The organism is Klebsiella michiganensis, from assembly GCA_000963575.1.
GTDB lineage: Bacteria > Pseudomonadota > Gammaproteobacteria > Enterobacterales > Enterobacteriaceae > Cedecea > Cedecea michiganensis_A.
Window position 1 is genome coordinate 179,887 of record CP011077.1, and the last position, 23,057, is coordinate 202,943.

General features: G+C 54.6%; 23 protein-coding genes. 15 read left to right on the top strand and 8 right to left on the bottom strand.

Features of this window, described 5'->3' with window-relative positions; genetic code table 11:
• Positions 1 to 73 precede the first annotated feature (73 nt).
• Together aphA and VW41_00800 are read left to right on the top strand one after the other, a co-directional pair.
• Complete coding sequence (gene aphA, locus VW41_00795) at positions 74 to 787, top strand: acid phosphatase (GenBank protein ID AJZ87684.1); 714 nt, start codon at positions 74 to 76, stop codon at positions 785 to 787.
• A 138-nt stretch (positions 788 to 925) separates the two neighbouring features.
• A complete protein-coding gene (locus VW41_00800) occupies positions 926 to 1,279 on the top strand; it encodes a hypothetical protein (protein ID AJZ91809.1) in 354 nt (117 codons plus the stop codon).
• On the opposite strand, the gene VW41_00805 is transcribed toward VW41_00800, so the two are convergent.
• Complete coding sequence (locus VW41_00805) at positions 1,280 to 4,105, bottom strand: excinuclease ABC subunit A (protein ID AJZ87685.1); 2,826 nt, start codon at positions 4,103 to 4,105, stop codon at positions 1,280 to 1,282.
• Between the two features lie 221 nt (positions 4,106 to 4,326).
• Here VW41_00805 and VW41_00810 point away from each other — a divergent pair, with 221 nt between their 5' ends.
• On the top strand, positions 4,327 to 4,857 hold the full coding sequence (locus tag VW41_00810; protein ID AJZ87686.1) for a single-stranded DNA-binding protein: 531 nt from the start codon (positions 4,327 to 4,329) through the stop codon (positions 4,855 to 4,857).
• Between the two features lie 119 nt (positions 4,858 to 4,976).
• On the top strand, positions 4,977 to 5,594 hold the full coding sequence (locus VW41_00815; GenBank protein AJZ87687.1) for a hypothetical protein: 618 nt from the start codon (positions 4,977 to 4,979) through the stop codon (positions 5,592 to 5,594).
• On the opposite strand, the gene VW41_00820 is transcribed toward VW41_00815, so the two are convergent.
• Positions 5,541 to 6,674, bottom strand: coding sequence for a major facilitator transporter (locus VW41_00820; protein AJZ91810.1), 1,134 nt, complete (start codon positions 6,672 to 6,674; stop codon positions 5,541 to 5,543). The genes VW41_00815 and VW41_00820 overlap by 54 nt on opposite strands.
• A 184-nt stretch (positions 6,675 to 6,858) precedes the next feature.
• Positions 6,859 to 7,770 carry a transcriptional regulator gene (locus VW41_00825; protein AJZ87688.1) on the bottom strand — a complete coding sequence of 304 codons (912 nt, stop codon included), beginning with the start codon at positions 7,768 to 7,770 and terminating at the stop codon, positions 6,859 to 6,861.
• A gap of 143 nt (positions 7,771 to 7,913) precedes the next feature.
• Between VW41_00825 and VW41_00830 the strand changes: the two genes are divergently transcribed.
• Positions 7,914 to 8,849: a 2'-hydroxyisoflavone reductase gene (locus VW41_00830; protein ID AJZ87689.1), complete on the top strand. Its 936-nt coding sequence runs from the start codon at positions 7,914 to 7,916 to the stop codon at positions 8,847 to 8,849.
• Positions 8,850 to 8,868: 19 nt separating this feature from the next.
• Positions 8,869 to 9,864 carry an esterase gene (locus VW41_00835; protein ID AJZ87690.1) on the top strand — a complete coding sequence of 332 codons (996 nt, stop codon included), beginning with the start codon at positions 8,869 to 8,871 and terminating at the stop codon, positions 9,862 to 9,864.
• Between the two features lie 59 nt (positions 9,865 to 9,923).
• Here VW41_00835 and VW41_00840 read toward each other — a convergent pair whose 3' ends face one another.
• Together VW41_00840 and VW41_00845 are read right to left on the bottom strand one after the other, a co-directional pair.
• Positions 9,924 to 11,396, bottom strand: a complete 1,473-nt coding sequence (locus tag VW41_00840; protein ID AJZ87691.1) for a 2,4-diaminobutyrate decarboxylase — start codon at positions 11,394 to 11,396, stop codon at positions 9,924 to 9,926.
• A 14-nt stretch (positions 11,397 to 11,410) separates the two neighbouring features.
• Positions 11,411 to 12,796, bottom strand: coding sequence for a diaminobutyrate--2-oxoglutarate aminotransferase (locus VW41_00845; GenBank protein AJZ87692.1), 1,386 nt, complete (start codon positions 12,794 to 12,796; stop codon positions 11,411 to 11,413).
• Between the two features lie 201 nt (positions 12,797 to 12,997).
• Between VW41_00845 and VW41_00850 the strand changes: the two genes are divergently transcribed.
• The 5 genes from VW41_00850 to VW41_00870 all read left to right on the top strand — a co-directional run bounded on the left by VW41_00850 (position 12,998) and on the right by VW41_00870 (position 16,259).
• Positions 12,998 to 13,207, top strand: coding sequence for a hypothetical protein (locus tag VW41_00850; GenBank protein AJZ87693.1), 210 nt, complete (start codon positions 12,998 to 13,000; stop codon positions 13,205 to 13,207).
• Between the two features lie 114 nt (positions 13,208 to 13,321).
• Positions 13,322 to 13,915, top strand: a complete 594-nt coding sequence (locus VW41_00855; protein ID AJZ91811.1) for a hypothetical protein — start codon at positions 13,322 to 13,324, stop codon at positions 13,913 to 13,915.
• Complete coding sequence (locus VW41_00860) at positions 13,915 to 14,400, top strand: hypothetical protein (protein ID AJZ87694.1); 486 nt, start codon at positions 13,915 to 13,917, stop codon at positions 14,398 to 14,400. Before VW41_00855 ends, VW41_00860 begins: the two co-directional genes overlap by 1 nt.
• A 102-nt stretch (positions 14,401 to 14,502) precedes the next feature.
• Complete coding sequence (locus tag VW41_00865; protein ID AJZ87695.1) at positions 14,503 to 15,555, top strand: hypothetical protein; 1,053 nt, start codon at positions 14,503 to 14,505, stop codon at positions 15,553 to 15,555.
• On the top strand, positions 15,555 to 16,259 hold the full coding sequence (locus VW41_00870) for a molybdenum ABC transporter substrate-binding protein (GenBank protein AJZ87696.1): 705 nt from the start codon (positions 15,555 to 15,557) through the stop codon (positions 16,257 to 16,259). Before VW41_00865 ends, VW41_00870 begins: the two co-directional genes overlap by 1 nt.
• 45 nt (positions 16,260 to 16,304) lie before the next feature.
• Here the strand turns inward: VW41_00870 and VW41_00875 are convergent, their stop codons facing one another.
• On the bottom strand, positions 16,305 to 16,586 hold the full coding sequence (locus tag VW41_00875; protein AJZ87697.1) for a membrane protein: 282 nt from the start codon (positions 16,584 to 16,586) through the stop codon (positions 16,305 to 16,307).
• A gap of 440 nt (positions 16,587 to 17,026) precedes the next feature.
• Here VW41_00875 and VW41_00880 point away from each other — a divergent pair, with 440 nt between their 5' ends.
• Positions 17,027 to 18,643: a signal peptide protein gene (locus VW41_00880; GenBank protein ID AJZ87698.1), complete on the top strand. Its 1,617-nt coding sequence runs from the start codon at positions 17,027 to 17,029 to the stop codon at positions 18,641 to 18,643.
• On the opposite strand, the gene VW41_00885 is transcribed toward VW41_00880, so the two are convergent.
• Both VW41_00885 and VW41_00890 read right to left on the bottom strand, forming a co-directional pair.
• Positions 18,617 to 19,237 carry an esterase gene (locus tag VW41_00885; protein AJZ91812.1) on the bottom strand — a complete coding sequence of 207 codons (621 nt, stop codon included), beginning with the start codon at positions 19,235 to 19,237 and terminating at the stop codon, positions 18,617 to 18,619. The genes VW41_00880 and VW41_00885 overlap by 27 nt on opposite strands.
• 65 nt (positions 19,238 to 19,302) lie before the next feature.
• Positions 19,303 to 19,626 (bottom strand): transcriptional regulator, encoded by a 324-nt coding sequence (locus VW41_00890; GenBank protein AJZ87699.1) that lies wholly within the window; start codon positions 19,624 to 19,626, stop codon positions 19,303 to 19,305.
• An 80-nt stretch (positions 19,627 to 19,706) separates the two neighbouring features.
• Between VW41_00890 and VW41_00895 the strand changes: the two genes are divergently transcribed.
• The 3 genes from VW41_00895 (at position 19,707) to VW41_00905 (ending at position 23,003) form a co-directional block, all read left to right on the top strand.
• Positions 19,707 to 20,162: a transcriptional regulator gene (locus VW41_00895; protein AJZ87700.1), complete on the top strand. Its 456-nt coding sequence runs from the start codon at positions 19,707 to 19,709 to the stop codon at positions 20,160 to 20,162.
• A gap of 477 nt (positions 20,163 to 20,639) precedes the next feature.
• Positions 20,640 to 21,308 (top strand): glutathione S-transferase, encoded by a 669-nt coding sequence (locus VW41_00900; GenBank protein AJZ87701.1) that lies wholly within the window; start codon positions 20,640 to 20,642, stop codon positions 21,306 to 21,308.
• 345 nt (positions 21,309 to 21,653) lie between these two features.
• Positions 21,654 to 23,003 (top strand): permase, encoded by a 1,350-nt coding sequence (locus VW41_00905; GenBank protein ID AJZ87702.1) that lies wholly within the window; start codon positions 21,654 to 21,656, stop codon positions 23,001 to 23,003.
• Positions 23,004 to 23,057: the final 54 nt, after the last annotated feature.

Below are 23,057 nucleotides of genomic sequence, written 5' to 3' on the forward strand. Positions count from 1 at the left end.
TATGGTCGGAAGGCTTTATGGCAAGGCTGCTCATTTTAAAAACGATTAAAAACAGAACATTAAAGGGAAAACAATGCGTAAAATCGCTCTGGCACTCAGTGCCGCCTGCCTGTTGGTAGGCTTAAATCACGCCGCTTTGGCAACCGAATCCGCACCCGCCCCGCTGAATCCCGGCGTCACCGTGGCACAGCTGGCACAGCAGGTGCCAATCCACTGGGTTTCCGTGGCACAAATTGAAAACAGCCTGCTTGGCCGCGCACCTATCGCCGTCGGGTTTGATATCGACGATACCGTGCTGTTTTCCAGCCCTGGCTTTTACCGCGGGCAAAAAGAGTTCTCTCCGGGTAAGCAGGACTACCTGAAAAACCCGGCATTCTGGGAAAAGATGAACAACGGCTGGGATGAGTTCAGCATGCCCAAAGAGGTGGCAAAAAGCCTGATCACTATGCACCTCAAGCGCGGCGACAGCGTGTATTTTGTCACCGGACGCAGTCAGACCAAAACTGAAACCGTCACCAAAACGCTGCAAAGCGACTTCCTGATCCCCGAACCGAGCGTCAATCCGGTGATCTTTGCCGGCGATAAAGAAGGCCAGAACACCAAAACGCAGTGGCTGAAAGATAAGAAAATCAAAATCTTCTACGGCGACTCAGACAACGACATCACCGCCGCCCAGGACGTTGGCGCCCGCGGCATTCGTATCCTGCGAGCTTCGAACTCCAGCTACCAGCCTCTGCCGAAAGCAGGCTCGTTTGGCGAAGAAGTTATCGTTAACTCCGAGTACTGATCCCGGTAAGAAAGACGGCAGCTCATGTAAATGGGCTGCCGTTTTTTTAATCAATTTTCTCGTCTGTTATGCGCTTTTGGCGCACACTTAATGCTGCCGCGAATGCTTCCGGTAAACGTTCAGGACGAGGAAATTAAGATGACCAATTCGGATCTTTTAGAGTACTGCATGAAAAAACCCGGCGCAGAGCAGAGCGTGCATAGCGACTGGAAGGCCACGCAAATCAAAGTGGGCGATGTGCTGTTCGCGATGGTACATGCGGAGAACCAGCGCCCGGCGGTGTCCCTCAAGGCCACGCCCGATCTGGCAGAGCTTCTGCGTCAGCAGCACCAGGACGTGTTCCCCAGCGCCCACTTGAATAAGGCGCACTGGAGCACGCTCTACCTGGACGGTTCGCTGCCCGGCTCGCAAATTTACTATCTGGTGGATGCTTCGTATCAGCAGGCCTTAGCCTTGCTGCCTGAACAGCTCAGGCAGCAATTGTCGGTTTGACTACTTCAGCAACGGCTTGAGGAAACGCGCGGTATGGGAGGCTTCGCAGGTGGCGACGGTTTCCGGCGTGCCGGAGACCAGAATCTCACCGCCGCCGCTGCCGCCTTCCGGCCCCAGGTCCACAATCCAGTCTGCGGTTTTAATCACGTCGAGATTATGTTCGATGACCACAATGGTATTGCCCTGATCCCTGAGCTGATGCAGCACTTCCAGCAACTGCTGGATATCCGCAAAGTGCAGGCCGGTGGTCGGCTCATCGAGGATATACAGCGTCTGCCCTGTGCCGCGTTTAGACAGTTCACGCGCCAGCTTCACGCGCTGGGCTTCACCCCCCGATAGCGTGGTCGCCGACTGGCCAAGCCGGATATAGGACAGGCCCACGTCGATCAGCGTTTGCAGCTTACGCGCCAGCGCCGGAACGGCATCGAAGAACTCACGGGCATCTTCAATGGTCATATCCAGTACTTCGTGAATGCTTTTGCCTTTGTACTTAATCTCGAGCGTTTCACGGTTATAGCGTTTGCCTTTGCACTGGTCGCACGGCACGTAAATATCCGGCAGGAAGTGCATTTCCACTTTGATTACGCCGTCGCCCTGGCAGGCTTCACAGCGCCCACCGCGAACGTTGAAGCTAAAGCGCCCCGGCGTATAGCCGCGTGAGCGCGCTTCCGGTACGCCAGCAAACAGCTCACGAACGGGGGTGAACACCCCGGTGTAGGTAGCCGGGTTGGAGCGCGGTGTACGGCCGATCGGGCTTTGGTCGATGTCGATGACCTTATCGAAATGCTCCAGGCCCTGAACTTCGCGGTACGGTGCGGGTTCGACTATTGTTGCCCCGTTCAGCTGCCGCTGGGCAATCGGGAACAGGGTATCGTTAATCAGCGTCGATTTCCCGGAGCCGGACACCCCGGTAATACAGGTAAACAGCCCCACCGGCAGCGTCAGCGTGACGTCCTTCAGGTTGTTCCCCTTCGCGCCGGAGAGCTTGAGCACTTTTGACGGGTCGGCGGCAACGCGCTGTTTCGGCACCGCAATTTCGCGCTTGCCGCTGAGGAATTGCCCGGTCAGGGACTCCGGCACCGCGATAATATCCTTCATGGTGCCTTCCGCAACCACCTGGCCGCCGTGAACGCCCGCGCCAGGGCCAATGTCGATAATATGGTCGGCGGCGCGAATGGCGTCTTCGTCGTGCTCAACCACAATCACCGTGTTACCGAGGTTGCGCAGGTGAATCAGGGTCTCCAGCAGACGTTCGTTATCGCGCTGGTGCAGGCCGATGGACGGCTCGTCCAGTACATACATCACGCCCACCAGCCCGGCGCCAATCTGGCTTGCCAGGCGAATACGCTGGGCTTCACCGCCGGACAGCGTTTCCGCCGAGCGGGAGAGAGAAAGGTAATTCAGACCGACGTTCACCAGGAACTTCAGGCGATCGCCGATCTCTTTCAGCACTTTTTCCGCGATTTGCGCGCGCTGACCGCTGAGCTTCATGTTCTGGAAGAATTCCATCGCATGGCCGATGCTCATGTCAGAAATCGTCGGCAGCGCGGTGTTTTCCACAAACACATGGCGCGCTTCACGGCGCAGACGCGTTCCTTCGCAGCTGGTGCAAGGCCGGTTGCTGATGAATTTCGCCAGCTCTTCGCGCACGGCGGAAGATTCGGTTTCTTTGTAGCGGCGCTCCATGTTATGCAGCACGCCTTCGAACGGATGGCGGCGCACAGAGGTGTCCCCGCGATCGTTCATATACTTGAATTCGATGGTTTCTTTACCGGAGCCGTGCAGGACGACTTTCTTCACGGTGTCGCTTAGCTCGTTCCACGGAGATTCCACGTCGAACTTGTAGTGCTCGGCCAGCGAACGCAGCATGGTGAAGTAGTAGAAATTACGGCGATCCCAACCGCGGATGGCGCCGCCGGCCAGCGACAGCTCGCCATTTTGCACCACGCGGTCAGGATCGAAGTATTGCTGAACGCCCAGGCCGTCGCAGGTCGGGCAGGCACCGGCCGGGTTGTTAAAGGAGAACAGGCGCGGTTCCAGTTCACGCATGCTGTAGCCGCAAACCGGGCAGGCAAAGTTGGCGGAGAACAGAAGTTCTTCCGCTTTTTCATCGTCCATGTCGGCGACAACGGCAGACCCGCCGGACAGCTCCAGCGCGGTTTCAAACGACTCGGCCAGGCGCTGGGCGATGTCTTCACGCACTTTAAAGCGGTCGACGACCACTTCAATGGTGTGTTTCTTCTGCAGCTCTAATTTCGGCGGATCGGACAAGTCACAGACTTCACCGTCGATACGGGCGCGGATATAGCCCTGGCTGGCCAGGTTTTCCAGCGTTTTGGCGTGTTCACCTTTACGATCTTTAATGATCGGCGCGAGCAGCATCAGACGTTTGCCTTCCGGCTGCGCGAGCACGTTATCCACCATCTGGCTGACGGTTTGTGCCGCGAGCGGGATGTCGTGATCCGGGCAGCGCGGTTCGCCTACGCGGGCGTAAAGCAGACGCAGGTAGTCATGGATTTCCGTGATGGTACCGACGGTAGAACGCGGGTTATGGGACGTGGATTTCTGTTCAATAGAAATCGCAGGGGACAACCCTTCAATGTGGTCGACGTCCGGCTTCTCCATCAGCGACAGGAACTGACGCGCGTACGCCGAAAGAGACTCAACGTAGCGACGCTGACCTTCAGCATACAGGGTGTCGAATGCCAGCGAGGATTTGCCTGAACCCGAAAGCCCGGTGACAACAATCAGTTTGTCGCGCGGGATGACGAGGTTGATATTTTTGAGATTGTGGGTGCGGGCGCCCCGAACTTCGATCTTATCCATTCACCTTTCCCGGAATAATGACTACATGCGCCTGGTACAACCGACGGCCAGAAACGGCTAATTATGACACAATAAAACCTGAATGAATATCCAGTGTTTTAATGAAACGAGCTATACTTAGCCGACATTCTGGAATGTCCCTCGCAGCTATAAACATTGTGGGTGGCATAGTGTAGAATCCCCGGTTTAGACTATTTAAAAACGTTTCAGGAGACACGAACATGGCCAGCAGAGGCGTAAACAAGGTGATTCTCGTTGGGAATCTGGGTCAGGACCCGGAAGTACGCTATATGCCAAATGGGGGCGCCGTTGCCAACATTACACTGGCCACGTCAGAGTCCTGGCGTGATAAGCAAACCGGCGAAACCAAAGAAAAAACCGAGTGGCACCGCGTTGTGCTGTTCGGCAAACTGGCAGAAGTGGCCGGTGAATACCTGCGTAAAGGCTCTCAGGTTTACATCGAAGGCGCACTGCAAACCCGTAAATGGACCGACCAGGCTGGCGTAGAAAAATACACCACCGAAGTCGTGGTTAACGTTGGCGGCACCATGCAGATGCTCGGCGGCCGTCAGGGCGGCGGTGCACCAGCGGGCGGCAACGGCGGCCAGCAGCAGGGTGGTTGGGGTCAGCCTCAGCAGCCTCAGGGCGGCAACCAGTTCAGCGGCGGCGCGCAGTCTCGCCCGCAGCAGCAGAGCGCGCCAGCGCCATCTAACGAACCACCAATGGATTTCGACGACGATATCCCGTTCTGATCCCCTCCGGGTATGAACCTGGACGCGAAGAACAAATAAAACCCTGCCTGGCAGGGTTTTTTTTATTATGGCAGTATGAAACCAGCCGGACAGGCGACCCCTCGGATAAGGAAGATGCCGTGGCATTTTTAGGTTTTGTCAGTGAGAGTGAATCTCAGCGCCAGGCAGACGCCACACCCCACCTGCCTTCGTTTAGCTTTTATGAAAAGCATCTGTCCCCGCCCATTGAGGGGGCACCCGAAGCCATTATTCAGGCCGTTCTGGCGCTGAATATGGAAGAGGATCCGGTTATCCGCCGATTACTCCGTTTGCGCCAGCTGCCTCGCCGCCTGCGCCGGACCTGCTTTAAGTCAGGAAGCGCTGAGCCGGCCGATGCATTTGGGTTTGGATCTTTCACTCTGCTTCACCAAAGCAGCCGCGGAGTCTCATTCGGTTTAGCCGGGCGTTTCTGGAGGCCGTTGCTTGACGTTGCGTCGCTGAAAGATGCCGAAGCCTTCCAGCGTTTTGCCGACTCGCGCGCGGCTAAACTGGTTCTGCGCTTTGATCTCACGCCTGGGCACAATGGCACGACGGTATTACGCACCGAAACCTTTGTCTATTGCCCAACGCCGCGTGTGAAAGCCCTGTTCGCTCTCTATTGGGTGCTTATTCGCCCGGCCAGCGGCTGGATCAGGCGGTGCACGTTACTCTCTGTCCAACGAAAGCTGGCGGCCGTGTTGCCAGCCGGCCAGCAGTAAGAACAAAATCGCGGCCATCGTTGAGACACCCACTATCAATAACCAGGTGCTGAGATAGCCAAAGGTATCGATATAGGCGCCCATCACGGCATACATTGGCATCAGGCCAAAGCTCCTCATGGTGGAAAGTACGCCGCTGATTCGCCCCCGATGGCTGCTCGGCGAGTTATTCGCAAGGTAAACCGATTCTTTCGTGATAAGCAGCACTTCACCCGCGGTCAGGAAGCTCCAGGCCAGAAACTGCATCCCCACGGATTTGTCCGCGAGGACTAAAAGATAGCCCAGTGCAAACAAGAATCCGGCAAGCGCCAGGTTTTTCATATCATCCACTCTGGCGGTCAGGCGTATGATTAATGGCGTGATGATCACCACCAGAATGCTGGCGTAGGTCATCAATTGGCCATATAAAATTGGCCCCTGTTTGCCAAATACATGGCTCAAATAAAGCGGGGTGGTCATGGTTAACTGCTGCAGTGCAAGCCAGAGTAAGGTGCAAAGCACGCCGAAAATAAGTAGCTGGGGCCGCTGCCTGAATACTTGCCAGACGGTGCCATCCACCGCTTTCTCACGGCCTGAAAATGCATTCGGGGCAATATTGTCAGGCGTGTTTTTATCCGCCACGAAGAACAACACAATCACGACGCCGGCCAACCCCGCGAGGCCATTGCCCCAAAATACCCAGGCCGTATGATTCCAGAATAAATATCCGGCCAGTACCGGGCCAATGCCCGATCCCAGGTTATAGGTCAGGTAGCTCAGGGACATGACGGCATTTCTGTTGGCTGGGGATGAGAGATCTGCCACCAGAGCATTACTGGCGGGAAGGGCAATACCGAAAAACAGATAACTGATAAAGAGCAAGATGGGGATAGCGATGTGCCAGTTGGCAAAAAAACCGCTAATTATCAGGATAAAAGCTCCGATCGTCTCCCCCCAAAGCATGACCTTTTTATGTCCGTAGGTATCGGAGAGTTTACCGCCGACAAGATTCCCCAGTAGATAAAGCCCGGTCACTCCCATTGCCAGGCTTCCGGCAACCGTCGTGGAATAGCCTAGTTTTTGCGTTAACAGCAAAATCATAAAAGGAATAATAAAATTGCCTAAACCAAGTACAAATTTAGATAAGGCAATAAAATACACGTCTTGGGGTAAACCACGGTATATCGCGAGCGGAGAGGTCATTTTCATATTAAGAATGGCACTCCTTATCATTATTATCGCGCGCCATTATGTTTGGTTTTGTAGTGAAAGTATCCCGCCAATATTAGCTGGTGGGGGAATGAGAAATCGTGCCGAGCACTTCCTTGCTCCATTCATAAAACGCTCTTACTGCCGGGGAAATATGGCGGCTTTGCGGGTAAACCAGATACAAAGGCATATCGACGGCGTACTCTTCCAGGCAGGAAATTAACGCGCCGGTGGATAAGTAGGAACTCACCAGGTAGCTGGCCACACGAATTAACCCTATTCCCTGAAGACCGGCCTGAATATAGGCGTCGGTATCATCAACAATCAGCGTTTCTTTCATTCTTATGGCGACGTCGCGGCCTTGATTGTCAAAATGCCATTCGGTTGTGCGCCCTGTGGCGTGGGAGAGATAGCCCACGGCGTGATGATGTTGCAAATCGTCCAGGGACTGCGGCGCTCCGTATTGAGATATGTATTGCCCGGAAGCCAGCACCGACCACCTGAAACGCGCTAACGGGCGGGCAACCAGCGTGGTGGAATCCTCTACCGCGCCAGCCCGGATAACGCAGTCAAATCCCTCCTGCACTAAATCCGTAACCCGATCGCTTGAGCAAAGCACCAGTTCCAGCTCAGGGTAGCACGCCATAAACCTCTGTATTTCTGGCAAAATACAATGCCGGGCCAGCGACTGCGGCATACCAATCTTAAAGCGTCCTCGCGGCTGCCCGGTTTTTCCGGGGAAGGAGGATTCCAGGGCGGCAATATCACCGAGGATTTTTTTACATTCGGCGTAATAGTTCTGGCCGTCGGTGGTGACGCTTAGTTTTCTCGTCGTACGCTGCAGAAGCTGCACCGCCAGATAGTTTTCAAGATCTTTAATGATGCGGGAGACGGTTGATCTCGGCAGCCCAAGTAGCTCCGAGGCCCGGGCGAAACTTTGCGTTTCAACCACATGGCGATAGACCCGCATGGCTTCCAGTTTGTCCATTGAATCCTCCGTCAGTTCGGCGAAATTGTGCCATTTTTGCGAATAGTCTAACCCGGACAGGACGGCTTATCGCTCGCTAATCACGCCGGTAGACTCTCCAATAATGTAGCAATTCTGCTGCAAGTAAAGGGCCGGAGAGTGATATGAATATCAATACTGAGAATACAGGTGAGAAGATATTGGTGCTGGGAGTGGGACAGTTGGGCGCGGCAATTCTGGATGCGCTGCAGCCGGCCGTCTCGGGGTTGGGCAGGACGATAACCGCCAGCGTGTCGCCGGGATCGCTCAATGAGCACGGTCGGCCGGTTTCGCTGCGTCACCAAAAGTATGCCGAAGCCGGGATCGAGTTTATCGCGCTGGATATCGCGGCCAACGAGAGCGAGGCTCTGGTGCCGCTGTTTCAGCACTTCGACACCGTCATCAACTGCATGGGGTTTGTCGCAGGCGAAGGTACGCAGCTTAAAATTAGCCGCGCGGTGATTCAGGCTGGCGTCAGCCGCTATTTTCCGTGGCAGTTTGGCGTCGATTACGATGTGGTGGGCAAAGGCAGCGGGCAGCCGGTATGGGACGAACAGCACGATGTCAGAACGCTGCTGCGAAGCCAGAGCGTGACCGAGTGGGTGATTGTCTCCACGGGGATGTTCACCAGCTTCCTGTTTGAGCCCGCGTTTGATGTGGTCAACCTGGAGAAGCAAACCGTCAACGCGCTGGGGGGCTGGGATACCCAGGTTACCGTCACTTCACCGGAAGATATCGGCCGGCTCACGACCGCCATTTATCTTGAACAGCCTCGCGTGGCTAACCAGGTGGTGTTCATCGCCAGCGAAACGCTTACCTACGGCAGACTGGCAGAGATTGTCGAGCGTACCAGCGGGAAGACGCTCAGCAAAGCGGTCCTGAGCCTGCCGGACTTACAGGCCGAGCTTAGCCGCCATCCGGATGACGTCATGCTGCGTTATCGTACCGCCTTTGCCCGAGGCGAAGGTGTCTGGTGGCCAATGGAAAAAACCTATAACTTCAGTAAAAAAATCCCGGTTCAGGATGTGACCCACTGGCTGCAGTTGCATCTGAAAGCATAAATTAAGCACAGGTCAGACGATGAAAGACAAAATTGATGGCGTCCTGCGCCCCGCGCACATTATCCCGTTCCCTCGCTCGATCAGCGATGAGGCACAGGCGGTTCTGCGTCGCCAGGTGGATGAGAGCGGCGTGCCCCATAACGCGCGCTTTGGGATGCCGTCCCACACCGACGGCGAAGCCTGGAAGCAGATTCAGGCCACTTCGGCGGCCTGGTATGCCGAAGCCATGAAGTCCCGGCCAGCGAGCCGCGAGGCGGAACCCCAAACGCTGCAAATTGAGCGGGCCACGGTGCATGTTGCCGCGCCTGGCGTGGCGGTTTCGGAACATCACGTACTGGTGGATCTCCACGGCGGGGCATTTACCTTTGGTGGCGGAGAGGCCTGCAAGGCCAGCGCCAGCACCCAGGCTTTGCAGTATGGGCTCCGCTGTTACAGCGTCGATTACCGAATGCCGCCTGAACATCCTTATCCTGCCGCGCTGGATGATTGCCTGGCCACATACCGGTACCTGCTGGAGCGCTATGCCCCGGAGAATATCGTGATTGCCGGACGTTCAGCGGGCGGTAATCTCGCCGCTGCGATGGTGCTGCGGGCGCGTGATGAAGGCTTGCCGTTGCCAGGGGCGTTAGTGCTGCTGTCCCCGGAGGCAGACCTGACCGAGTCCGGCGACAGCTTCCAGGTGAACCAGCTTGTGGATGTGGTGCTGCCGGGGTCGCTGAGGGAAAACAACCTGCTTTACGCCGCCGGCGCTGAGTTAACGCATCCTTATCTTTCGCCGTTGTTTGGCGATTTTACCCGTGGTTTCCCGGCAACGTTTATTCAAAGCGGCACGCGGGATTTATTCCTGTCTAATGCGGTGAGGCTACACCGGGCGTTGAGAAAAGCGAACGTCGACGCCGAACTGCACGTCTTTGAAGCAATGCCGCACGGTGGATTTATGGGCGCGCCTGAAGACGGAGAGCTGGTTGCAGAGGTGGCGAAATTTATCCGCCGTCAGCTCAGGCTGGCGGACTAAAAGCAATAAAAAAGCCGGTGGCGAAGGCTCGCGACCGGCTTTTATTCATACGTAAAAAATTACGCGTTCAGCAGCGGCTCTGCGGTTTTCTCCACCAGCGCCAGCAGGACTTTGACGTCCTCCAGGGTGACGGTTGGGTTCAGCAGGGTCAGCTTCAGGCAGGTGACGCCGTTATGCTCGGTCACGCCAACGTTCGCACGCCCAGACTCCAGCAGCGCATCGCCGATTTTCTGGTTCAGCAGCGCGATTTCAGCATCGCTGCGGTCAGCCAGACTTGCCGGACGGAAGCGGAACAGCACGCTCGCCAGCTGAGGCTGCATCACCAGCTCCAGAGAAGCGTGGTCAGCCACATAGGCCGCCACATTCTTCGCCATGGTCACACCGTGATCGATGATTTCGGCATATTGCTTCTGCCCCAGCGCTTCCAGGCCCATCCACAGCTTCAGGGCATCAAAGCGTCGGGTGGTCTGCAGCGACTTGGAGACCAGGTTAGGTACGCCTTGCTCTTCGTCGAACTCGGAGTTCAGGTAGGCCGCCTGGTAGCGCATCAGCTCGTAGTGGCGAGCATCTTTCAGCAGGAACGCGCCGCAGCTGATGGTCTGGAAGAACTGTTTGTGGAAGTCCAGAGTAACGGAATCCACCAGCTCCAGGCCGTTCAGATAATCGCGATACTTCTCGGACAGCAGCAGCGCGCCGCCCCAGGCTGCATCGACGTGGACCCAGATCTGGTGCTCTGCGGCCAGCTTCGCGATGTCGCTCAGCGGGTCGATAGCGCCTGCATCGGTGGTACCGGCAGTGGCGACGATAGCCATGATCTGCTCGCCGTTCGCTTTCGCCTGGGCGATTTTAGCCGCCAGATCGGTAACGTCCATGCGGGCAAACTCATCGGTTTTCACCAGCGTAACTGCCTGGTAGCCCATGCCCATCAGCGCCATGTTTTTCTGCACGGAGAAGTGAGCGTTTTCAGAGCACAGGACTCTGATTTTACGGATATCACCGGTCAGACCATCCTGCTGAACAGAGTGGCCCTGACGCGCAAAGTAAGCGTCACGCGCCAGCATCAGGCCCATCAGGTTGCTCTGGGTACCGCCGCTGGTGAACACGCCCGCGTCGCCAGGCTGGTAACCCACCTGCGCACGCAGCCATTCGATCAGCTTCATCTCGATGATGGTCGCCGACGGGCTTTGGTCCCAGGAGTCCATGCTCTGGTTGGTGGCGTTGATCAGCACTTCTGCGGCCTGGCTAACCACCAGGCTTGGGCAGTGCAGGTGCGCCACGCACTGCGGGTGATGCACCAGCAGACTGTCTTTTAAGAAGTATTCAATCGCGCGTTCAATCGCGACCTGGTTGCCCAGGCCCTGAGGATTGAAGTCGAGCTGAATACGTTCTTTCAGCTCGGCGACGGTTTTGCCCTGGTACATCTGGGGCTGCTGCAGCCACTCCACTACGGCCTGGCTGGTCTGGGCGATCGCCTGCTGGTATTCCTCAATGCTCTGGGCAGAGGAGGCCAGAATCGGGTTAGATCGGGACATATTTATTACTCCAGTCAGACAGCTTTTGCGCCAGCGGCTAACAAGGCTTTTTCAAATTTACTCAGGAAGATTTCCAGCTCGTCGTCGCTGATAAGCAGGGACGGCAGCAGGCGCAGCACGCAGCCGTTACGGCCACCGCGCTCCAGAATCAGGCCCGCTTCGAAACATTTTTTCTGGATCAGAGCAGACAGCGCGCCGTCCGCCGGGTAGCAACCCATGTGATCCTGTGCTTCTTCTGGCTTCACGATCTCAATCCCGAGCATCAGGCCCAGGCCGCGAACGTGGCCGATTGCCGGGTAGCGTTTCTGCAGATCGTACAGTTTGCTTTTCAGCCATTCGCCCTGAGCGGCAACTTTGTCAGCGACTTTGTTGTCTTTCAGGTACTTCAGGGTGGTCAGGCCGGTCGCCATTGCCAGCTGGTTGCCGCGGAAGGTGCCGGTGTGGTGGCCAGGTTCCCAGGCATCGATCTCTTTTCTCAGGCCCAGTACGGCCAGCGGCAGACCGCCGCCAACGGCTTTGGACATCACGATGATGTCTGGCTCAATGCCAGCGTGTTCGTAGGCGAACAGCTTGCCGGTACGGGCAAAGCCAGCCTGAACTTCATCGATGATCAGCACGATGCCGTGCTCTTTGGTCACTTTACGGATGCGCTGCAGCCACTCGGCAGGGGCCGGGTTCACGCCGCCTTCGCCCTGAACCGCTTCGAGGATCACGGCCGCAGGTTTGCGCACGCCGCTTTCAACGTCGTTGATCAGGTTGTCGAAGTAATAGGTCAGCGCTTTCACGCCCGCGTCGCCGCCGATGCCCAGCGGACAGCGGTACTCGTGCGGGTATGGCAGGAACTGAACTTCCGGCATCAGGCCGTTGATGGCTGCTTTCGGAGACAGGTTGCCGGTCACGGACAGCGCGCCGTGGGTCATCCCGTGGTAGCCGCCGGAGAAGCTGATCACGCCGCTGCGGCCGGTGTGTTTCTTAGCCAGCTTGATAGCGGCTTCTACTGCGTCCGCGCCGGATGGGCCACAGAACTGCAGGCAGTACTCTTTACCCTGGCTCGGCAGTAAAGAGAGCAGGTATTCTGAGAACTCGTCTTTTAACGGGGTAGTCAGATCCAAAGTATGTAACGGCAAGCCGCTGGTAATGACGTTTTGGATGCTTTGCAGGATGTCAGGGTGGTTGTGGCCAAGCGCCAGCGTGCCCGCACCGGCCAGACAGTCAAGGTAACGGTTACCTTCAACGTCGATGATCCAGGCGCCCTGGGCTTTGGCTATAGCGAACGGTAATTTGCGCGGGTAACTTCTGACATTCGATTCGAATTCAGCCTGTCGTGCCAAATAGGTTTCGTTGGTAGCGTTTGCAGATTTTGCATCTAAAGTATCAATACGGACTTTATCCGTCATCATATCTCTCCTACAACCGTCGGCATGAGCGCAGCGGCTGAATTAAGTAAACTATACTCGTCATGCTTCAAGTTGAAACTCGAATTATCCAGAGTATAAATGTCGTTTAGGGTGCATAAAACGCCGCCAATATATGGCTTTTTACCCCCCCGCTCAATCATTTATTTTTTTCGATTTTTTTAATTTAAAATCAATGTATTGCAGATGCTTTTGACCGGTATCCAGACATCCGATCTGTCAACTATTGGCAAGTGCATGAAAAAAAGCCCCTTTAAGGGACTTATTTACCAGAACAAAATTCGCTGGCCAGACCAGATTTGGCAGGGTTTGGAAACAATTAAGCACAAAATGTTACCTGTTGGGCCTCAGACTGCGAGCGAAGCGGTACCATTTTTTGGGGGGGAGGCTGGGTAAAGTTATGGGTAAGATTGTCGATAGAAACTGATGTTACATCGGAGGCGTTAAACGATAAAAAGCGCCTGGGATAAAGCTGTATAAAAGGGAAGAATTATGTCTTTTGCAAGAACACTGCTTATTACATCACTGATTATTACTCCGGCAAGCCACGCTGCAACGGTTGCGCTTTCAGAAGCGCTGATGCAATGCTCCCCGCAGTTTTTTAAAACGCTCTATCAGCACCGCTCAGCCCTCAAAAAAGTCTCTCCAGTGGAAACAGATAACAAAGGTAACGCTTGGGTAGCAGTAGCGGATAAAGAATCTCATGTGACCTGGTTCAGTCAGCCAGTTCGCGACGGGGCGCTGACGCTGACAGGCTATTATGAGCAACAGTTTGACTTGGGGAAAATGGGGAAATATTACTTTTGGGGGGTGATGATTGAAGAACCTCTGGAAAAGATCAAAGGCACATTCCCTACTGCAAGCTGGCAGAAGAGCGACAATGGCTATATCGCCAACCCACAAATCAAAGTGGACGCTTCTTCGGCCTGGAAACCGAATGTCGCGGCCGCTTTGGGTATTGCGCCTGTGGAAGGAAGCGCGGAAAAATTAGTCATGCTGGAAACCAGCAATGGTAAATCACGCTTGTCCTGTTCGCTGCAAGGCAGCATTGATGAGGCTCTGCTTCACCAGGAACGTCCGGATATTGCTGCGGGAAATAAATAATGAAAAGAGCCTTAATATTGTCGGTCCTTCTGCTGCTTAGCGGCTGCGCAAAGCCGGTTAAACAGCCTGAACCTCGCCCGACTGGAATGATTAAAATCATGGAGGATAAAGATATCACAGCTTACATCTCCATGCTCAGTGTCGCGTTGTACCAGGGAAATCCGCATCTGCGTCAGTTCTACCTTATTAATAATTACGTTAAACCTTCTTTAATGTCCGAAAAGGAAAACCTCTTTGTACGTAGCTCGAGGGCGATTAATGTCGTCAACTGCGAGCGTCCGGAACGGAGCGTTTTTGACCGAGTCTACTTGTCTGAGCTATACGGTGAAGGAAAGGTTGTTGCGAAGACAGATCCAATAGGGCAGTGGCAAACTTTTCCTCAAGACTCCGTTGCAGGGCTGATTCAGAAAACGGTTTGTGCCATCGACCCTGCGTTACTGAAGGACGCGTCATTGAAAGAAACGCGTAAAGCCTGGATGGATTGAGTCGTTGGCAGAAGAGGGGGCTTTTCTACCCCTTAAAATCGCTGGGCGCGGGGGAGTCATCGCTGTATATTTTTATACACAACGATCATAAGGACTCCCGCCGTGAACCGATTTACTCGCCGCCTGACGCTGGGCGCATTATTAGTTCTTTCCCCGCTCGCCGCATTGGCGAACCGCACGCTTACCGACCAGCTTGGCCGCCAGGTCACGATCCCCGATGAGGTTGACCGCGTGGTGGTGCTTCAGCACCAAACGCTCAATCTGCTGGTGCAAATGAACGCCACCGATAAAGTGGTCGGCATTCTGGCGAACTGGAAGCAGCAGCTTGGTAGCGGCTACGCTCGCCTGGCCCCGGAGCTTGAGCACAAAGCCCAACTGGGGGATTTAACCAGCGTGGACACCGAAAAGCTGGTGGCGCTGCACCCGCAGGTGGTGTTCGTCACCAACTATGCGCCGCAGGAGATGATCGACAGCATTAGCAAACTCGGCATTCCGGTTATCGCCATTTCGCTACGCCATGATGCACCGGGCGAGCAGGACAAGCTGAACCCGTCGATGCAGGACGAAGAACAGGCCTACAACCTCGGCCTGAAAGAAGGCATTGAGCTGATTGGCGAAGTCGTTAATAAAGAGAAGCAGGCCAAAGCGCTGATCGACGCCACTTTTGCCGAGCGCAAGCTGGTCAGCGACCGCCTGAAAGATATCCCGGCAGACCAACGCGTGCGTGCCTACATGGCCAACCCTGACCTGACCACCTACGGCTCCGGGAAATATACCGGCCTGATGATGGCCCACGCGGGGGCGCTGAACGTGGCGGCATCTACTGTAAAAGGCTTCAAGCAGGTGTCGATGGAGCAGGTGATCGCCTGGGATCCGCAGGTGATCTTCGTGCAGGATCGTTACCCCAAAGTGGTGGATGAGATCGTCAGCAAATCCGAGTGGCAGCCGATCGACGCGGTAAAAAACCATCGGGTCTGGCTGATGCCGGAATACGCCAAAGCCTGGGGCTACCCGATGCCGGAAGCGATGGCGATTGGCGAGCTGTGGATGGCGAAAAAATTGTATCCCGCCAGATTCAAAGACATCGACATGAAGAAAGTGGCCGACAGCTGGTATCAGCGTTTTTACCGCACCCATTATGAAGGCGTGGAGTAATGACCTTACAGATCCTGGCGGCCGGAAGCCTGCGGCGAGTCTGGCAACCGCTTATGGAAAAATTTGAGCGGGAAACTGGCCTGCTGACTGAGACGCAGTTTGGGCCTGCGGGCCTGCTGAGGGCGCGTATTGAGGCCGGAGAGCCATGCTCGCTGTTTGCTTCGGCAAACATGGCGCACCCGCACACGCTGTTGGAACAGGGCAAAGCGCGAGCGGTTCAGCGGTTTACCGGGAATGCCCTTTGCCTGACGGCGGCAGCACACTGCGTTGATGAGCAAAGTACCTGGCTAACGCTATTGAGCGATCCGGCCTTACGTATTGGCACGTCCACGCCGGGGAGCGATCCGTCCGGGGACTATACCTGGCAGTTCTTTGCCAGATTTGAAGCTGAATTCGGCATCGACCTGCAGCCGCGAGCCTTGCCGCTGGTTGGCGGCCCGGACACACAGGCCGTGCCCGACGGCATGCTCGCGGCTCAGTGGCTTATTGCCAGCGGGCAGGCCGATCTGATGATGGGCTACCGAAGCTATACCGCAGCGCTGAAGGCCCACAGTGAACTGCGGGTGTTTGAGATCCCGGCTCGCTACAATATTCAGGCCGATTATGGGCTGGCGGTGTGCGACGAACGAGCAGCCCCATTGCGTGATTTTCTGATCTCGGATGCGGCGCGGCAGATACTGCGGGATTACGGCTTTGTCACCTGAAAACAAAAAACCGCCGATAAGAGCGGTTTTTCATGTTTCTGCCCGTTAAGGCATCATGGTCGGCCATTCGGCCGGCATTCTGGCGATGATATCGACCAACCCCGCTTTAAAAGACGCCCAGATAACCGGGAAATCGCCGAGCGTCAGGCCCAGTAATCCCATGGCAAACCAGCACGATGCGGCAATACCTAACCCGCTGCTAACCAAGGCTAATGCGCGGTAATCCGAGCGGCGAAACTGAATATTCAGGCTGCTTGCCAAAAACATCAAAACTGCACTGAACAGCGGCCAGCGCATAAGCATGACGCCGGTGGTGATTGTTGCCATGAACCTTATTCCTCAAAAGCTGCAATTTTTTATTTTGTTGCACTTATAGTGTGAAGTGTATCACTTTTGAGCATTTAATCACCAGTCTTGTGGCGTTTTTTTGCGCGTTTTTGAGGCGAGAAAGAGGGCATTTTTAGGGAAGCAAGGGCGGGAATGGCGTGAACATTTTGTTTATCTGACGTTTACCACAATTTCGTTTAAATAATCATTCCCTGCTGCTTTAACCCCAGAAAAACTCATATTAGCGCGGGGGGTTAAATCTTAAGCTAAACAGCATCCCGGTTCCTCTTATCTCATTGTTGCGCAAATTAATTTCCGCAGAGTTAACGGCTGAAGGCTATTGCTAAAGCGGGCTTTATGATGCAACGTAATCGGCGGTCATCAGGTTGTTCCAATAAAGCATAAAAACAGGCGCATAAAAACAGAGACGTGTGAGCATCATGGTGAAACGAGTTTATCTTAAGGCGTTGCGTACTTCAGGTTTTGTCCTGATAGTTTGCCTGCCGATAATGCTGGCAATTTATTTTGCCCATGTTCGTGCCACCAGTGATACCCAGCAGCACCTGCACTCTTTTGGCAAACTGGTGATGGAAAAAACGGAAATCGTCATCAGCCATGTCAATGAAGCGCGCAGCGAGGCGGAACGTTTTTCAGGAGAAATATGCAGCCCCCGGCATATGGAAAATATGCTCGATATTGTGCGTGGTAAACTTTTTATCGCGGATTTAATTTACGTTAGCGGCGATAAACTACTGTGTTCGACCAGCTACAAGCCCTTAAAACCGCTGCCGACGCCGCTCCCTTCTTATACCCGTAAACCGGACGTAGCAATTTATTATTATCTGGATACGCCGTTTTACGCCGGACATAAAATGACCTACATGCAGCGTGGGCATTATATGGCGGTAATTAACCCGCTCACCTGGTCAGAAGTATTGTCCGAAGATGACTCGCTGATTTATGGCGTGTACGACACCGTTACCCGCAGCTTTTTCTCTTTAAGTCCGGGGGCCGACAGCGACCTGCTGCACCGTTTTATTCTGCGTAAAGAAAAAGCGTTTACCGAAGACAATCGTTTTTACGCCGTTGACCAGTCCTCTAAAAGGCCGATTGCGGTGATTGTTTCCACTTCAGAAACCTTGTTTAACCGCCAGTGGTATCACCAGCTTACGTTGACGCTTCCGTTAGGCGTTATTTGCAGCCTGCTGATATTAATTATGTGGTCCCGAACTCGTCAGCAGTTAAATTCACCGCGTCGGATGCTTTTAAGGGCGCTGGCCAGAAAACAACTCAAGCTTCACTACCAGCCGATCATTGACATCCAGAACGGCTATTGTGTCGGGGCCGAAGCGCTGCTGCGGTGGGTGAATTTTAACGGGCAAACCATCAGTCCCGGGACGTTTATTCCGCTGGCAGAGTCAGAAGGCCTGATTCACAAAATATCGGACTATGTCGTTGATGCCGTATTTAAAGATTTTGGTGAATTTCTTGCAGACCACCCGGGGCTTTATATTTCGATTAATTTATCGGCGTCCGACTTTCACTCTTCACGTTTAATCACCGTGCTGTCGGAGCGCATTAAAACTTACAACATGCGTTCGGGGCAGATAAAAATCGAAGTGACCGAACGAGGATTTATTGACGTTGAAAAAACCAGACCGTTTATTCAGGAGTTCCGCAACGCGGGCTTTAAAGTCGCCATCGATGACTTTGGCACCGGGTATTCGAATCTGCATAATCTGCAGTACCTGAACGTCGATATTTTAAAAATCGATAAAAGCTTTATTGATTCTCTCGCCAGCGAGCGGGCCAGCCATTTGCTGGTGGAGCACATCATTGAAATTGCCCACAGCCTGAATTTAACGACGATTGCCGAAGGGGTTGAAACCGAAGCGCAGGTGGCATGGCTGGTGGATCACGGCGTGGAGTATTGCCAGGGCTGGTATTTTGCGAAGGCGCTGCCTCCGCAAGAGTTTATCGCCTGGCTGTATACGCCAGGCGGGATCCCTGTGTCACCTGTTCGCCAGGCTTCAGTTACTCGCGATCCACTGCTTTAAAGGAACGACCCATTCTGGGTTAGGGCGGAAAAATGCCCCGTGCTGCTGGCCGGTAGAGATTTTTATCTCTTTAAAGTGAGCTATCCCCGGACTGTGGTTAACAATCGTCTGGCAAGAACCCACTTCATCTGACGCTTCATAAATGGAAAGCACATTACCGTACAGGCGATTGTGGGCGTCATCCTGAATGGAATGCGTACATCCCGCCAGAATGGCGACGTTGAGTGCCTTATTTTGCAATTTGCTTGCCGCCAGAATGGTAATTTCGCCGCCGCGTGAGAAACCGACAAGCGTAATATTCTTAGCCGGGACGCCCTTTGCAATCAGCGTATTCACATCATGCTTTAGCTTGTCGGCATATTGATCTGGCTGAGTATCTTTGGCCCTATGATAGGCAATCAGGTTGTAGCCGTCATCGCTGAGCTTCTCTTTTACCGCCGGGAAATCGTAAACGCCCCACTGCGGTTTGTTCGGATTACTCGGCCGGTCAGTGTTCCCCTCTAACACCTTGCCATGCGTATAAAAAACGTATTTTTGTTTCGGGTTAACGTTGTCCGGGAATTCGGTATAAACGGTTGCAGCCTGAGCGGCCATTGAGGCAAACCCGATGGCCAAAATGGCGAAACTTAACTTTTTCACTCCCACTCCTGTTGGTTTTTTTATGCCTGATGGCGGTAATCCGTTGGCGTGCGGTCAAACTCACGGCGGAACACGCGGGAGAAGGTTTGCTGCGAAACATACCCGTAGTCCATCGCGATATCAAAAATAGGGCGCTGGGTGGTGCGCAGCTCCGTGGCGGCCATCAGCAGGCGGCGCTGGCGGATGTAGTCACCCAGCGTCTGGTGCATGACGGTACGAAACATACGCTGTAAGTACCACTTTGAATAACCTGATTTTTTCGCCACCACGTCGATGTTCAGCGGCTGGTCAATATGTTCATCAATCCATTCAGTCAACGTATAAATGATGTCCTGGTGAGCCATGAGTCGTCCTCATTTCCGGGTTAGCTAGTTTCATTGCCAGGGAGTATAATTCCTCAAGTTAACTTGAGGTAAAGAGCATTATGGAAAAGAAATTGCCCCGAATAAAAACGCTGTTAACGCCCGGTGAAGTGGCGAAGCGCAGCGGCGTGGCCGTCTCCGCGCTTCACTTTTATGAAAGCAAAGGTCTAATAAAAAGTACAAGAAATGCAGGTAATCAGCGGCGTTATCAGCGTGATGTGCTGCGAACGGTTGCGATAATTAAAATTGCGCAGCGCATCGGCATTCCGCTGAGTACCGTCGGGGATGCTTTTGGCGTGCTGCCCGACGGCCACTCGATCAATAAAAACGACTGGAAGAAACTGTCGTCCCAATGGCGCGAGGAGTTGAACCACCGCATTGCCACGCTGACCGCGTTGCGCGATGAACTGAATGGCTGCATTGGCTGCGGCTGTTTATCCGGGGCAGAATGCCCGCTGCGTAACCCGGGAGATAAACTGGGCGAGCAGGGCACCGGCGCAAGGCTGCTGGAAGATTAAAATTATCTCTCATACAAAAACGAAAGCGCCACAAGGGCGCTCAGGACTGCCGGCACAGAGGGAAAAAGCGTGGTTTATCCCTCGGTGTGATTATCAGCCGAAAAATCCATAAATTGATTTTCCCGGTTTACTGAGGCTGCTCTCAGAACTTCATTTCTCGCCTCATAATCGTCAGTAGCCTCATAAAACTAAAGCGCCACAAGGGCGCTTTAGTTGTTTTCCGGTCTTTGTCTTTCGCTCTATCCCGTTCTGACAGGAGGGTTTCCCCCGACGTCGGCACCCCTCGATAACGCTTACACATACATACGTACACACTTCACTGACTTTGGAGGTTCCGGTTTGCACCGACAATTTAAGTGTAGGCCTGCCCCTTCACTTTGCAAGGTCAATTGTTCTTTTTTTGTTCATTTTTTTGACATGTGATTAGCTGGGGGCTCTCCTATAGTTATTGCATCAGACTAAACAGAGGGTTACCTCATGCTCACGGTTCATCACCTCAATAACTCCCGTTCCCAGCGCGTACTCTGGATGCTGGAAGAGCTGGCACAGCCCTATCAGATCGTGCGTTACCAGCGGGAGCCCACCATGCTTGCCCCGGAAGCGCTAAAAAAAATTCATCCGTTGGGCAAATCTCCTGTAGTAGAAGACAACGGCCATATTCTGGCGGAATCAGGCGCCATTCTTGAGTATCTGCAGGAAACCTACGACAGCGAAAACAGCCTGAAGCCGCAGGAAACTAACGACAAAATCCAGTACCGATTTTGGCTGCATTACGCCGAAGGGTCGCTGATGCCCCTGCTTTTAATGAAGCTGGTGTTCGGCAGCCTCGGCAAAGCGCCGGTGCCTTGGCCGCTGCGCCCGGTGGGCAACGCGCTGGGGAAGGGCGTCCAGAAAGCCTGGCTGAATAAGCAAATCACCACCCATGCCCGTTTTATCGAGGCTCACCTGAGCCAGCACCCATGGTTCGCCGGGCAGCAGTTTAGCGCGGCAGATATTCAGATGAGTTTCCCGGTGGCCGCGCTCCTGGCCAGAGGTGAAGTAAACGATATGCCGCACACCCACGCATGGATGAAAAATGTGCAGACTCGGCCGGCCTGGCAGCGAGCACTAAATCAAGGGGGCCCTTTTGAGATCCCTGGCGCGTGATCGCCGCCGGAACAAAGCGACAGAAAACCAGCCCGGCCTTTTGCGTTTTTGTCGTTAAATTGCGCATTGACGATAACGTTTGCGCACCGCATGGCGATTAATTCATCAGCTGAGCATATTTTCCGCGAAAATCGCAAAAGTTAAGTTGAAAATCCCGTCAGGATGGCTGGATAATCGTTTGCCTTAATTTTGATACACCGATTTGTCTGTGTGGAGTTAAACGATTGCTTTTTTGTGACACCCCTTTTGTCACAATCGTAGCGCAGGGAGACAACGTTTAACTGGCAGCGGGTTGTCCACCACCCTGGCAAACGTCATTCTAAAAATCTCAGGGGATTTTTCACTATGTCTACACCTTCTCCGCGCGCCGGCGGTTCGCTCGACGCCTGGTTCAAAATCTCTGCACGCGGTAGCACCGTGCGTCAGGAAGTTGTCGCCGGTCTGACAACCTTCCTTGCCATGGTTTATTCCGTGATCGTTGTGCCAGGGATGCTCGGTAAAGCCGGATTCCCACCGGCGGCGGTCTTTGTGGCAACCTGCCTGGTGGCGGGCGTGGGCTCCATCGTGATGGGCCTGTGGGCGAACCTGCCGCTGGCCATCGGCTGCGCTATCTCGCTGACCGCCTTCACCGCCTTTAGCCTGGTGCTCGGCCAGCACATCAGCGTGCCGGTCGCCCTTGGCGCGGTATTCCTGATGGGCGTTCTGTTTACCATTATCTCTGCTACCGGCATTCGTAGCTGGATTTTGCGCAACCTGCCAATGGGCGTGGCGCACGGCACCGGGATTGGTATCGGCCTGTTCCTGCTGCTGATTGCCGCAAACGGCGTCGGCCTGGTGATTAAAAACCCGCTGGACGGGCTGCCGGTCGCGCTGGGCCATTTCGCCAGCTTCCCGGTGATCATGTCGCTGATTGGCCTGGCGGTGATCATTGGTCTGGAAAAACTGAAGGTCCCGGGCGGCATTCTGCTGACCATCATTGGCGTGTCCATCGTCGGCCTGATCTTCGACCCGAACGTACACTTCTCCGGCTTTTTCGCCATGCCGTCGCTGAGCGATGACAAAGGCAACTCGCTGATTGGCAGCCTGGATATCATGGGCGCGCTGAACCCTGTCATTCTGCCAAGCGTACTGGCGCTGGTGATGACCGCCGTGTTTGACGCTACCGGGACTATCCGTGCGGTAGCTGGCCAGGCAAACCTGCTGGACAAAGACGGGCAGATCATCGACGGCGGCAAAGCGCTGACCACCGACTCCCTGAGCAGCGTGTTCTCAGGTCTGGTGGGCGCATCCCCGGCAGCGGTCTACATCGAATCTGCAGCGGGCACCGCAGCAGGCGGTAAAACTGGCCTGACCGCGATCGTCGTTGGCGTGCTGTTCCTGTTGATCCTGTTCCTGTCGCCGCTCTCTTACCTCGTGCCGGCTTACGCCACGGCGCCTGCGCTGATGTATGTTGGCCTGCTGATGCTGAGCAACGTCGCTAAAATCGACTTTGCGGACTTCGTGGATGCGATGGCCGGGCTGATTACCGCGGTGTTCATCGTGCTGACCTGTAACATCGTGACCGGCATCATGATCGGCTTTGCTTCTCTGGTTATTGGCCGCGTAGTGTCCGGTGAATGGCGCAAGCTGAACATCGGGACCGTGGTTATTGCCGTTGCGCTGGTGGCGTTCTACGCCGGCGGCTGGGCTATCTGATTTTCAATTCGTGCGGGTTGCGCTCTGTAACCCGCCGCTTTCGCCCGCTTCAGG